The organism is Paenibacillus sp. GM2FR (genome assembly GCF_002803325.1).
Lineage (GTDB): Bacteria > Bacillota > Bacilli > Paenibacillales > Paenibacillaceae > Paenibacillus_AQ > Paenibacillus_AQ lautus.
On record NZ_MKZM01000011.1, the window covers coordinates 68,070 to 80,910 of the forward strand.

Consider the following 12,841-nt stretch of genomic DNA (forward strand, 5'->3'; position numbering starts at 1 on the left):
ATGCCCGGATGCTTCGTCCGATGTCGCCCTTAAAACCGCCGCGATGCTCTGACCTGGGCTTCCGGATGCTGCGTCAATTCATCCCGGTATTCCACTTGCCGAATCTCGCACCCTGGGCCGAGGATCACCCGGTTGCCGCGAACGATATCGGCTTCGACATACTCTAGATCCAGGACATCACCTTCAATAATGCGTGCCTCCAGCCGCGTTCCCCGTAATGGCAGGGACAGCATCTCCCAGAGCCGCTTTCCTTTTTTGCGGATCGTGATCCGGTCTCCGACGATTTCCTGCGCAAGGCAGCGGCCCAACAGCCGAATATCCGCTGTTCCTACATGCAGGCGGCCATCGATCTTGAAGCCCCCATGAAACGTGGCCGTTTCACTCCGCACGTCACCATGGCTTCTCAGGTTTCCGGTTACATCAAGCCTCTTCGATTCGGAATCGCCGTGAATGCTGCAATGCCCTCCGATAAAAATGGACCGGCTGCGCACGCCTCTCTTCACACTCAGGCTGCCGGCTACATGCAGCTCCTCCGCGTCCACCGTTCCCTTAATGGTTCCCGAACCGTTCACGCGAATCGTGTTGGCAGCGACGTCGCCGTTCAAACTCATCGTTCCGTTGCCTGTTAATTCCCGGCAATCCAGATCTCCGTTCACCTGCCCGGCACCATCGATTCGCACCTTGCCGTATTGGCCGCCGCTTGAGCTTCCGGTTCCCGTAATCTTCAGATCAGACAGTTTATCGTCATGTGGTATCATGCACATACTCCTCCAGATTCACAAATATGATCATCATGCTATATCTTAACTGAACACTTGCTACACTTCTAAATTTATGCTTTTGAATCCTCCACCAGATGGAACCATAATCTCCCTCTAACATAACACAACGCAGCCCATCATAGAACAGCCCGATGGCTGAACCTCGCCTCGGTCTGAAGACCGAGGCGTTTTATGCGCTTATCCATCCCATCCGTTTCAATTCCATCCGGAGCCGCCTTTATATTCTGGAGGATTAGCATAGTACCCAAACGCAGCAGACTTAAAATCTGTTCTCGTCGAAACGATGGCTTTAGATTTGCTTGGAGCAAAGGAGAACGATTGTGATATGATCCTAGTAGGCTCGTCATTTTGATCTCTCATTTTCAAAAAATGAAAGGGGATACATAATCCATGGCTCTAATGCAATGTCACTTTTACTCGGAGGTGCTCGGTCTCAGCACATCCATGACCGTCATTCTCCCTCAGCAAACCTCTTCACAAATCGGCATGACCAATCATGCCAAAAGCGGTTTGCATCCGACGCTCTTCCTCCTGCACGGCCTGTCCGACGACGATTCCATCTGGCTGCGAAGAACCTCCATCGAACGTTATGTGGCCGAGATGGGCATTGCCGTCGTTATGCCGCAAGTGCATCGCAGCTTCTATACGGACATGGAATACGGCGGAAAATACTGGACCTTTATCAGCCAAGAGCTGCCGGCCATCGCCCGTTCCTTCTTCCCGTTATCCCACGCGAGAGAAGATAACTTCGTCGCCGGGTTGTCCATGGGCGGGTACGGGGCGTTCAAGCTGGCCCTTCGCTGTCCCGAAGCCTTTGCCGCCGCTGCCAGCCTGTCGGGTGCGCTCGACATGGCGGGTCATGTTAATAGGAACGAGGCTTTGTTTGAGCATCGTTTAGTCTACGGAGATCGGGACATTACCGGCACCGACAACGACCTGCTCTGGCTGCTTCAGGAAGTGGACCGCTCGGAGGGACCGAAGCCGCTGCTGTATCAATGCTGCGGAACCGAAGACTTCCTCTATGAAGACAATCAAGCGTTCCGCAAAGCCTGCGAAGCAACCTCCCTGGACCTCACGTATCAGGAAGGCCCGGGCGGCCACGATTGGGGATACTGGGATACCCACATTCAGGATGTGCTGAAATGGCTTCCGTTGAAAGCCTAATGAACCCATCATATGCACGCCATGAACGTGCCTGCGGTTCATTCGCGGTTCCATGGGGTGTACTGGGTGTACTTTTCTTCGTGAGAGGATTTTAGGTAATCCCTCATCCAACGAATCTCATCGTTACAAAACAAAAGGTGGATCAGCAAATGTAACGTTTGCCGATCCACCTCTATTTTTATCACGCCAAGTATTCTTTGCCGTTACTCAACATTCCCTTGGCGGAGACCCAGCCATTCTTCCGTGGTCTGAAGGGTCTGCACGCTGCGATCAATGGCCGCCTTCACTTGTTCGGTTGCCGTACCGCCGTAAACGTTACGCGCATTGACCACCGTCTCCGGTTGAAGCACACCATAAATGGAGTCGTCGAACAGCTCCGAGAACTGCTTGAATTCATCCAGCGTCAAATCCAGTAAATACTTGTTGTTTTGAATGCAGTACAATACGGTCTTGCCAATCACTTCGTGCGCCTGGCGGAAAGGAAGGCCTTTGCCAACCAGGAAGTCCGCGATGTCGGTTGCGTTGGAGAAGTCGGTGTTCACCGCTTCGCGCATGCGGCCTTTGTTGACCTTCATCGTGGCGATCATCGGTGCAAACAGCTGTAATGCGCCTTCCAACGTAGCCACTGTATCGAACATGCCCTCTTTATCTTCCTGCATGTCCTTGTTATAAGCAAGCGGCAGGGACTTCAGCACGGTGAGCAGGCCCATCAGATTACCGTATACCCGTCCGGTTTTGCCGCGGACCAGCTCAGGCACATCCGGATTCTTCTTCTGCGGCATAATACTGCTGCCTGTGCAGAACGCATCGTCCAGCTCAACGAAGTTGAACTCCGTGCTGCTCCAGAGCACCAGCTCCTCGCTCAGACGGGACAAGTGCATCATGATAATGGAAGCATCCGAGAGGAATTCCAGGATGAAGTCGCGGTCGCTGACCGCATCCAGACTGTTCTCGTAAACACCATCAAACCCAAGCTGCTCTGCCACGAAATGACGGTCGATCGGGAACGTTGTACCCGCAAGCGCGCCTGCCCCGAGCGGCAACACGTTAATGCGCTTATAGCTGTCGATCAGACGGTCGATATCCCGCTGGAACATGGACACGTAAGCCATCAAATGATGCGCGAACAGAATCGGCTGTGCACGCTGCAGATGCGTATACCCCGGAATAATCGTGTCCAGGTTATCCTTCGCTTGCCCAATCAACGCGGTTTGCAGCTCATGCAGCATGCCGGTCAACGCCACGACGCGGTTGCGCAGATACAAGTGCATGTCCGTAGCCACTTGATCGTTACGGCTGCGGCCTGTGTGGAGCTTGCCGCCGACAGGTCCGATTTCCTCGATCAGATTCTTCTCGATGTTCATATGAATATCCTCATCCGAAACGGAGAACTCGATGCTGCCCTCACGGATGCGCTCCAGCACCTTGTTCAAGCCAGCCTTGATCGTCTCCACGTCTTCGGCCGGCACGATGCCGCATTTGCCCAGCATGGACACATGCGCAAGGCTTCCCTGGATATCCTCCTCAGCCAGCTGCTTATCAAAACCGATGGATGCCGTATATTCCTCTACCAATGCGTTGGTCTGCTTCGTAAAGCGCCCTCCCCATAACTTGCTCACAACACTTGCCCCTCTCTGTTTAAGGCAGAGGGCCGCTTCCCGCTTAAGAAGTCCCGTTCATCCCGGTTACGCGAGAATCGGCGGAGCTCCCTAGCAAGAAAACGGCCTTCAGCCTGTTCATTATTGTAAACTTATTGATTCTGGTTCACGCCGGTTGCCACTTTCAAACGCAGTGCGTTCAAGCGGATAAAACCGGTCGCATCGCCCTGATCATAAGCTTGCGTTGGATCGGCTTCCATTGTAGCGATATCCGGGTTGTACAGACTAACCGGACTCTTCACGCCTGCACCGATAATGTTGCCCTTGTACAGCTTCACGCGCACCGTACCGGATACGTTTTTCTGGCTCTCGGTTACAAGCGCCTGCAGTGCCAGACGCTCCGGCGCAAACCAGAAACCGTTATAAACCAATGTGCTGTAACGGGTAATCAGGCTATCGCGCAGGTTCATCACTTCACGGTCCATCGTAATAGATTCCATTTTGCGATGAGCGGTGAACAGGATGGTTCCGCCCGGAGTCTCATAGACACCGCGGCTCTTCATGCCAACGAAACGGTTCTCCACCATATCCACGCGACCGATGCCGTGCTTGCCGCCCAGCTCGTTCAGCTTCTCCATCACTTGCAGCGGGCTCATCGATTCGCCGTTCAGCGCAACGACATTCCCTTGCTCAAACGTAAGCTCGAGGTACTCAGCCTCATCCGGTGCATCCTCAGGGGATACGCTGAGCAGGTACATATCCTTGCTGTCCTCCGCGCTTGCATCGAACCAAGGATCTTCCAGCACGCCGCTCTCATAACTGATATGGAGCAGGTTGCGGTCCATGGAGTAGGATTTGGCTGCCGATGCCGTTACCGGAATGCCGTGCGCTTCAGCATAGGCAATCATCTCTGCGCGTCCCGGGAAGGAGTTGCGGAACTCCTCGATGCGCCAAGGCGCGATCACTTCAATGTCCGGTGCCAAGCCGGCTACGCCCAGCTCAAAACGAACCTGGTCGTTTCCTTTACCGGTAGCGCCGTGCGCAATCGCCGTCGCGCCTTCGGCACGAGCGATATCCACCATGCGTTTCGCGATCAACGGACGCGCGATGCTTGTGCCGAGCAGGTACTGCCCTTCGTACATGGCACCCGCCTGGAACATCGGATATATGAAATCATTTGCAAATTCGTCGCGCAGATCGTCGATGTATACTTTGGAGGCGCCGGTCGCCAGCGCTTTTTCCTCAAGTCCGTCCAGCTCTTCCTTCTGGCCGATATCGGCCGTGAAGGCAATAATCTCCGCATCGTAAGTTTCTTTCAGCCACTTCAGAATGACGGACGTATCCAGACCGCCGGAATACGCCAGTACGATTTTTTGTTTTGCCATGGTTAAACTCCCTCTCTTTGTTACTAACAACCCTGTCCTTCATTATACTAAAGAAAACGTCCATTGACGCATTTTCATAGAGAATGTTCGCTCTGCAATGAATGGCCTTACGCCATCAAAGCAACCATCAAAGCCTTCTGGGCATGTAGACGGTTCTCAGCCTGATCAAAAATGACGGAGTTGGCACCGTCGATCACGCCTTCGCTGACCTCTTCGCCGCGGTGGGCTGGAAGGCAATGCAAGAACAAGTAATCCGGCTTCGCCGCCTTCACCAGTTCCTCATTCACCTGGTAGTCCGCAAAAGCGGCTTCCCGCTGAGCCTGCTCCTCTTCAAAGCCCATGCTTGCCCATACATCCGTATAGATCACGTCCGCATCCTTCGCGGCTTCGAGCGGGTCTTGGGTGATCGTGATTTTGCCGCCTGTTTGCGCCGCGATCTCCTCGCTCAGCTTCACGATGCTGGCATCCGCTTCATAGCCCTTCGGACTGGCCACGGCCACATGCATGCCCATCTTGGCACCGCCGATCAGGAGTGAATGCGCCATGTTGTTGCCATCGCCGATAAAGGCCATCTTGAGGCCTTTCAGCTTACCCTTGTGCTCCAGCACGGTCTGCAGATCAGCCAGCACCTGACATGGATGCGCCATGTCGCTCAGACCGTTGATAACCGGAATGGAGGCATATTTCGCCAAATTGACCACGTTGTCGTGCCCGAAGGTACGGATCATCAGGCCGTCCAGATAACGGGACATCACCTGTGCCGTATCGCTGATCGGCTCGCCGCGTCCAAGCTGAATATCGTTTTTGCTTAAAAAGAGTGCATGTCCGCCCAGCTGGAACATCCCAGCCTCGAACGACACCCGCGTCCGTGTGGACGACTTCTCAAAAATCAATCCAATCGTCTTGCCCTTCAGCGGCTGATAGACTTCGCCGTTCTTCTGCTTGCGTTTAATCTCGATTGCCGAATCGAGCAAGAACTGAATCTCTTCCGTAGAGTATTCGTCCAGCTCGATCATATCCCGCCCTTTCAGGCTTAATTCCTTCACTTGTCCGCTTGCGGCCATATCCTTCAGTCCTCCTTAACCATGCTGTTATTGTCCAAAATGCTGCTGTACGATTCTTCTATGCTTGGCTAACCGCCGTATGCTCATGTATAAGTTCCGTAACAATCGATACCGCCTGGTCGATCTCTTGTTTGGTAACGTACAGATTCGGAAGCAGCCGGATCACATTCGGTCCTGCCGTTACGAACAGCAGCCCGCGGCTCTGTCCTTTCAGCACCAGCTCGCCAACCGGTTCAACGCATTCGATGCCGATCAGCAGGCCTTTCCCCCGGATCGCCTTCACAAAAGGATGGCTGCCCAGACTCTCATTCAGCTTCGTCATCAAATATTCTCCAGCTTCGGCCGCGCGCTGCGGCACGTTGTCCTCCAGCATCGTCTCAATGGTGGCCTGGATGACGGAGCTTGCAATTGGTGTGCCGCCAAACGTCGTTGCATGGCTTCCTGCCGTAAAGGCTTCGCGTAGGTAAGCTTTACCCAGCATCGCGCCGACCGGGAACCCGGAGCCGAGTCCTTTGGCCACGGTGAAAATATCCGGCTCAATGCCGTAATGCTCGTGCGCAAACAGCTTGCCGGTCCGGCCCATGCCTGTTTGCACCTCGTCCACGATCAGCAGCAATCCGTTCTTCTTGCACAGCTCGGTAACGGCTTGCAGGAACTCCGGCTCCACCGGATGCACGCCGCCCTCCGCCTGCACCATTTCGATCATGATGGTGGCGGTGTTGTCATTAATGGCCGCTTCCAGTGCCGGAAGGTCATGCAGTGGAACGCTTTTGAAGCCTGCCGGAAGCGGAAGAAAGCCTTCCTTTACCTTATCCTGGCCGGTTGCCGTCAGCGTAGCCAAGGTCCGTCCATGGAAGGATTGCGTAAACGTAATGACCTCGTACCGTCCCGTTCCCTTCACCTTCTGATGGTAGCGGCGCGCCAGCTTAATGGCGGCTTCGTTCGCTTCTGCCCCGCTGTTACAGAAGAAGACCGCATCCGCGCAGGTGTTGGCTGTCAGCAGCTCGGCTGCTTTTTCCTGACCCGGAATGTGAAACAGGTTCGAGACATGCCACAATTCATCCAGCTGGGCCTTCAGCTTCTCTTTCACCTTTACCGGAGCATGGCCGAGGTTCGTTACCGCCAGACCGGCCATAAAATCAAGATATTTGTTGCCTTGATCGTCCCATAACCAGCTGCCCTCCCCTTTGACCAGGGCGATTGGATATCTGGCGTACGTTTGGAACAATGAGCTTTCATTAGCTGCTTTAACACCGCCTACTGCTGTTTCTTTTCCCATGACCTTCACACACTCCTTTGCATATGGACAAAACAGATTCATGAATATTCCTGAACTCTGACACCCCTGACACCACTTCGCATGTGGATTGTTCTTCCGATCGCTGTTGCCCCCAGATTTTTATTGAAAAAGTTGCAACGGTTAAAATCCGGGGGCAAAGGCGACCGCGTTGCTTCTCCAGAACAATTCCACCTTCTCCGTTGAAGCCGCTCTATTCGTACAAACTCAAATCTAAATCTACATCCGCACGATGCGCGTTCCCAGCACTTCGCCTCCAAGCACCCGGCTCAGTACATTCGGTTCGCTTCCGTCCACGATGACAACCTCGCTCACTTTGCCGTGAATGCAGCTGATAGCCGCTCTGACCTTCGGTATCATGCCGCCGTAGATTTCACCTGTCCCGATCATGTCCTCGATCTCCTGCACCGTCACGGTTGGAAGCACCCGCTTCTCGCCGCCCGATCCCTTCATGATCCCGGGCACGTCGGTGACCACGATCATCCGGTGTACCCCCAGATGGGAGGCCACGGCACCAGCTGCCGTATCGGCATTGATGTTGTAACGCTGACCGGACGGATCCACCCCGATCGGTGCTACCACAGGCATGTAGCCCATTTCCAGCACACCGTTCAGAATCGACGACTTCACCAACGTCACATCGCCGACCCAGCCAACCTCCGCATGGTTCGTCACCGGTTTGGCCTCGATCAGTCCGCCGTCCGAGCCGGACAAGCCGATAGCAGCGCCGCCCACGCTTTGAATCCGTCGTACAATCTGTTTATTGATGGTGCCCGCAAGCACCATCTCCACGACGTCCAGCACATCCTCTGTCGTCTTGCGCAGCCCGTTTACAAATTCGGTCTCGATGCCGAGTTTCTCCAGGTTGCTGGAGATGGCGGGTCCGCCGCCATGCACGATAACGGGGTTGACTCCCTTTTGCTGCAGATCCTTCAAATCCTCGAAGAAGCTGTCAGGAAGCGCAGCGAGCGTGCTGCCGCCGCATTTCATCACGAACGTATCTGCACCTGATGTTTTAACCGGCAACGTATCCTTTTGATCGATCGTGCTCTTCATATCCGTCTCCTCCGTCCCACTGAATATTTATCTACGTACGATAAGCCGCATTAATGCGGACATAGTCATAAGTTAAATCACAGCCCCAGGCCGTAGCCGACCCATTACCGATATGCAGCTTCACGTCAATATCCACGGTGTCGCCCTGAAGGTAAATCAGAGCCGCATCCTCGTCAAACGCAACGGGTCTTGACTGCTCCAGCACCGAAATCGGGCCGATGGCAATATCGACCGTCTCCGGATTAACCGGACGGCCCGCACGGCCAACAGCCGCAATAATGCGTCCCCAGTTGGCATCTGCGCCGAATACGGCGGATTTGACCAGGCTGGAGCCAATGATTGTCTTGGCAATCGCTTGTGCGTCATCGTCGCTTTCGGCACCGTCTACGCGAACCTCGATCAGGCGGGAAGCTCCCTCTCCGTCACGAGCGATCGCCTTCGCCAGCTGCTGGCATACATAATGGAAGCCGGCTGCGAATGCATCCCAATCCGGATGCTCCGGCGAAAGCATGTCGTGTCCCGCCAGGCCGCTGGCCATCGCAACCAGCATGTCGTTCGTGCTTGTATCGCCGTCTACCGTAATCATATTAAAGGTCAGGTTGGTCGTTTGGCGCAGCAGCAGCTGCAGTGCTTCCTGACCAATGACCGCGTCCGTCGTCATAAATCCGAGCATGGTCGCCATGTTCGGATGAATCATCCCCGACCCCTTGGCCGTCCCGGCGATGGTCACCTTCGTACCGTTAACTTGTACCGTGACGCAGGCTTCTTTTTTCACGAGATCGGTTGTCAAAATCGCTTGGCTGAAACTTTCAGCCCCTTCGCTTTCTCCGCTGAGCCTTGCAGGCAGGCCGGCGATACCTGAGGAAACGCGGTCCATCTTCAGCAATTCCCCGATGACTCCGGTTGAGGCGACGGCCACATCGTTCTCTTCCAGACCGAATTGCGCAGCCGTATTGGCACGCATCGCGTAAGCATCCTCTTCGCCCTGCTTGCCCGTACAGGCGTTAGCATTCCCACTGTTGACGACGATCGCACGAAGCTTGCCGTCCTGCAGGCTTTCACGCGTCACCTTCAGCGGTGCCGCTTGGAACAGGTTCGTCGTATATACAGCAGCCGCCACGGCAGGCACATCACATACAATGACGCCCAGGTCGTTACGGTCGGTTTTCTTAAGTCCACAGTGAAGTCCGGCAGCCTTGAAGCCTTGCGGCGTTACGATGCTGCCCCCATCGATAATCGCAAACATATTTTCTCCCATGTCTGTATCCCCAGACGCTTACGGATAAATCGGCGTAAACGTAAGTCCGAGGCTCTCCTCCCATCCCATCATCAAATTCAGGTTCTGAATCGCCTGACCGGCTGCACCCTTCACCACATTATCAATGACCGATATAATGGTCACTCTGTTCGTACGCGCATCCACCGCAAATCCGATATCGCAGTAGTTGGACCCGCTGACTTCTTTTGTCGCAGGCCATACGCCCAAGTCGCGGATTCTTACAAACCGGCGGTTCTTGAAATACTGGCGATACAGTTCGATGAAATCCTCTTCCGTGTAAGGACCATTCAACGTGGCATACATGGTGCTCATGATTCCCCGCGTCATCGGAACCAGATGGGTCGTAAAGGTAACCGTGATCGGTTCGCCCGCGACCTGCGTCAATACCTGCTCAACCTCGGGAATATGCTGGTGCTTATTCACCTTATAGGCTTTGAAGTTCTCGTTGATCTCGGCATAATGCGTCGTCAGGCTCGTTCCCCTTCCTGCACCGGACACGCCGGATTTGGCATCGATAATAAGGGAAGAGGCATCAATCCATCCCGCGCTGATTGCCGGAATGAGCCCGAGCAGCGTTGCTGTCGGATAACAGCCTGGATTGGAGATGAAATCTACATCACGGACCTCTTCGCCAAACACTTCGCATAGACCGTATACGGCCTTTTCCAACAGTTCCGCACTCGGAGCCGTGTGTTTATACCACTGTTCATAAACAGCTCCGTCCTTCAAACGAAAATCCCCCGAAAGATCTATGACCTTCAGGCCTGCATCCAACAGCTCCGGCACCAGCTTGGTACTGACGCCCGAAGGCGTAGCCGCGAACACCAGGTCTGCCACCTTAGCGATTTCCGCTGGATTGACATCATCCAGGTTCCGCGTCATGATATTCGTCAAATGCGGAAAACCGTCCGATATCGGTACGCCTGCAGTCGATGAAGAGATTACCGATGTAATCTCAACGCGCGGGTGTGCTTGCAGCAAGCGGATCAGTTCCACGCCACCGTAGCCGGTAGATCCAACAATAGCAACTCTTACTGTGTTTGTGTCCGTCATATCCTCATCCCTCTCCCCAAGGAACAGTTGAAGGACCTTATGCAAGGTCCCATTCATCCATCCTTCATGTCTACGCCATGCTCATCCGTTTAACTACTTCCGATCGATTCACCTTGTCTCCTGAACTCTGCCCTTGATGTGATAAGATATAGGAAAATCAAGTGACTGTTGATGCTCTTGATATGGCTTTCCATCGTAAGGCAATCAAGCTTGTATAAATCTTGTTTAAGAAGTCTTCTGTCTCCTGCGTTAAAACGACGCTTTCGTCATAGGTATTCATTGACTTTATCCGTCTCATAAATATGTATTATTATACGACCGTATTTATATAAATACAATGGATTATTCAAATTTGGTCCTAAATGCATGTGAATTCCATGTTCATCCAATGGCTAATAAGCGGATTCAAATTCTTCTTTTAGAATGGAATATAATTTAAGGTCCCAATGCTGACCTTTGATCTTGATCCCCTTCCTCAATGTTCCCTCATAAGTCATACCGATCTTCTCCATGACACGCTGAGAGCCGATGTTCCCTTCTATGCAACGAGCTTGGATGCGCACAAGATCCATTTCGCCAAATCCGAGTTTCAGTAAAGCGGAGGCCGCTTCCGTCATGAGCCCTTGTCCCCAACAATCCCGCGCGAGTACATAACCGATCTCGGCACTCTGCTGTTCGGGCTTCCACCATACAAAATCCACCGTTCCGACCAGACGCCCGTCCTCCTTCAGCTCGATCCCCCAAGGGGCAATATCATGCTTGGCATACTGGACCAGTATAAACTGGATGAATTTTTTACTGTCCTGAATCGTCCGATGGGTATCCCATGTTACGTACTTGGCAACCTCCTCATCAGAGGCATAGGCATACATATGTTCCGCATCCTGCATCGATATTCTGCGAAGCCGCAGGCGCTCGGTTTCCAATACCGGCAAATTAGCGTAGATCTGTTCGATTTCCATAATCTCCTACCCCCTGAATAATATTAGATACCATTATATGCTCTTTACTAGAAAAATAAAGAAAAATTCAAGCTCATCGATCAGCCCCCTACTTAAAAGTCGACGATCGACGCACTTCACAGATGACAGACCGCGCTTAGAGGACGTTTTGCTTGCGATTATCGAATGGTTAGCTTCGCTGAAACCTTATCGATTCTACAGTTCCACAAAAAAAGAGACGGTGATATACACCGTCTCTTCAAGTGTCGAGAACCTCTCGACACCGCTTTTATTGGGTTACGCCTTGATATTACGGAAACCTTCCCCCAATACCTCATGGGCATTGCTAATGATGACAAACGCATTCGGGTCCACCGATTGTACCACCGTTTTCAGACGGGGAATTTCACTCTGCCCGACGACAACCATCAGAACCGTCCGGTGTTCGCCCGTATAGCCTCCCTCTGCAGTCAGCTTGGTTAGTCCACGATCGAGATCCTCGAGAATCGCCTTGGTGATCGGCTCCGTATGATCGGATATAATGTAAGCTACCTTCGTGAAGCTAAAGCCCAGCTCAATTGCATCAATCACTTTGCCTGTCACGTACAATCCAATCAGCGCGTATAACGCCTGCTCCAGCGACAGCACGAGGGCTGCCGAAGAGATCACAATCGCATCCAAGAGCACGACGCAGAGGGAGAAGCTGAGGCCGCTGTATTTTTGCAAGAGCTGCGCTACGATGGTCAATCCACCGGTTGATCCCCTGCCGCGATAGACAAGCCCCATCCCGATACCGACGCCGATCCCGCCATAAATGGAAGCCAGGAGCGGATTGGAGGTTGGAATCGGCCAGTCCTTGGTCAAAAAGACGAACAGCGGCAGAATCACGCTTCCCAGCAGGGAACGGATGCCGTAATCGCGTCCAAGCAGCCAAAAGCCAAGCACAAACAAAGGGATATTCAGCGCCCACTGTGTGAAGGCCGGTTCAATCCCGAGCCACGCTTGCGCAAGAACAGACAATCCGGACACGCCGCCTGAGGCGATGTGGTTGGGCAGGAAAAACAGATTAAATGACAGCGCCATAATAAAGGAGCCGATGATAATAAAAACGGCGTCCACCGTTTGCCGAAGCGGACCGTTGATCGGAATCAGGGGTTCTCTTTTTCTTTTGTTAATCGATGGATTACCAGCGGATTGCGCCATAGTTCTTCAAATCTCTCCT

11 protein-coding genes are annotated in these 12,841 nt (G+C 53.3%); 1 reads left to right on the forward strand and 10 read right to left on the reverse strand.

What is annotated here, in order from left to right; genetic code table 11:
- Positions 1-29: 29 nt before the first annotated feature.
- Positions 30-758 (reverse strand): polymer-forming cytoskeletal protein, encoded by a 729-nt coding sequence (locus PAEVO_RS28690; RefSeq protein ID WP_100540905.1) that lies wholly within the window; start codon positions 756-758, stop codon positions 30-32.
- 414 nt (positions 759-1,172) lie between these two features.
- On the opposite strand from PAEVO_RS28690, the gene PAEVO_RS28700 reads away from it, so the two are divergent.
- Positions 1,173-1,946 (forward strand): alpha/beta hydrolase, encoded by a 774-nt coding sequence (locus tag PAEVO_RS28700; RefSeq protein WP_100540907.1) that lies wholly within the window; start codon positions 1,173-1,175, stop codon positions 1,944-1,946.
- Between the two features lie 203 nt (positions 1,947-2,149).
- Here PAEVO_RS28700 and argH read toward each other — a convergent pair whose 3' ends face one another.
- From argH to PAEVO_RS28745, 9 genes are all read right to left on the reverse strand, one after another.
- On the reverse strand, positions 2,150-3,565 hold the full coding sequence (argH, locus tag PAEVO_RS28705) for an argininosuccinate lyase (RefSeq protein ID WP_100540908.1): 1,416 nt from the start codon (positions 3,563-3,565) through the stop codon (positions 2,150-2,152).
- 131 nt (positions 3,566-3,696) lie between these two features.
- Positions 3,697-4,929 carry an argininosuccinate synthase gene (locus PAEVO_RS28710; RefSeq protein WP_100540909.1) on the reverse strand — a complete coding sequence of 411 codons (1,233 nt, stop codon included), beginning with the start codon at positions 4,927-4,929 and terminating at the stop codon, positions 3,697-3,699.
- 107 nt (positions 4,930-5,036) lie between these two features.
- Complete coding sequence (gene argF / locus PAEVO_RS28715; protein ID WP_100540910.1) at positions 5,037-5,993, reverse strand: ornithine carbamoyltransferase; 957 nt, start codon at positions 5,991-5,993, stop codon at positions 5,037-5,039.
- Between the two features lie 58 nt (positions 5,994-6,051).
- Entirely contained in the window at positions 6,052-7,272 is a 1,221-nt protein-coding gene (locus PAEVO_RS28720; RefSeq protein WP_100540911.1) for an acetylornithine transaminase, read from the reverse strand.
- Between the two features lie 237 nt (positions 7,273-7,509).
- On the reverse strand, positions 7,510-8,346 hold the full coding sequence (gene argB / locus PAEVO_RS28725) for an acetylglutamate kinase (RefSeq protein WP_100540912.1): 837 nt from the start codon (positions 8,344-8,346) through the stop codon (positions 7,510-7,512).
- Positions 8,347-8,377: 31 nt separating this feature from the next.
- Positions 8,378-9,604, reverse strand: a complete 1,227-nt coding sequence (gene argJ / locus PAEVO_RS28730; protein ID WP_100540913.1) for a bifunctional glutamate N-acetyltransferase/amino-acid acetyltransferase ArgJ — start codon at positions 9,602-9,604, stop codon at positions 8,378-8,380.
- 18 nt (positions 9,605-9,622) lie between these two features.
- Complete coding sequence (gene argC / locus PAEVO_RS28735; protein WP_100541349.1) at positions 9,623-10,678, reverse strand: N-acetyl-gamma-glutamyl-phosphate reductase; 1,056 nt, start codon at positions 10,676-10,678, stop codon at positions 9,623-9,625.
- 392 nt (positions 10,679-11,070) lie between these two features.
- On the reverse strand, positions 11,071-11,640 hold the full coding sequence (locus tag PAEVO_RS28740) for a GNAT family N-acetyltransferase (RefSeq protein WP_100540914.1): 570 nt from the start codon (positions 11,638-11,640) through the stop codon (positions 11,071-11,073).
- Between the two features lie 276 nt (positions 11,641-11,916).
- Positions 11,917-12,822: a YitT family protein gene (locus PAEVO_RS28745; RefSeq protein ID WP_100540915.1), complete on the reverse strand. Its 906-nt coding sequence runs from the start codon at positions 12,820-12,822 to the stop codon at positions 11,917-11,919.
- Positions 12,823-12,841 lie beyond the last annotated feature (19 nt).

What these genes read in the sequence shown, in the direction of transcription:
- PAEVO_RS28690 (WP_100540905.1), bottom strand. Translation starts at nt 758, where the DNA reads ATGATACCACATGACGATAAACTGTCTGATCTGAAGATTACGGGAACC.
- PAEVO_RS28700 (WP_100540907.1), top strand. Translation starts at nt 1,173, where the DNA reads ATGGCTCTAATGCAATGTCACTTTTACTCGGAGGTGCTCGGTCTCAGC.
- PAEVO_RS28710 (WP_100540909.1), bottom strand. Translation starts at nt 4,929, where the DNA reads ATGGCAAAACAAAAAATCGTACTGGCGTATTCCGGCGGTCTGGATACG.
- argF (WP_100540910.1), bottom strand. Translation starts at nt 5,993, where the DNA reads ATGGCCGCAAGCGGACAAGTGAAGGAATTAAGCCTGAAAGGGCGGGAT.
- PAEVO_RS28720 (WP_100540911.1), bottom strand. Translation starts at nt 7,272, where the DNA reads ATGGGAAAAGAAACAGCAGTAGGCGGTGTTAAAGCAGCTAATGAAAGC.
- argB (WP_100540912.1), bottom strand. Translation starts at nt 8,346, where the DNA reads ATGAAGAGCACGATCGATCAAAAGGATACGTTGCCGGTTAAAACATCA.
- argJ (WP_100540913.1), bottom strand. Translation starts at nt 9,604, where the DNA reads ATGGGAGAAAATATGTTTGCGATTATCGATGGGGGCAGCATCGTAACG.
- argC (WP_100541349.1), bottom strand. Translation starts at nt 10,678, where the DNA reads ATGACGGACACAAACACAGTAAGAGTTGCTATTGTTGGATCTACCGGC.
- PAEVO_RS28740 (WP_100540914.1), bottom strand. Translation starts at nt 11,640, where the DNA reads ATGGAAATCGAACAGATCTACGCTAATTTGCCGGTATTGGAAACCGAG.
- PAEVO_RS28745 (WP_100540915.1), bottom strand. Translation starts at nt 12,822, where the DNA reads ATGGCGCAATCCGCTGGTAATCCATCGATTAACAAAAGAAAAAGAGAA.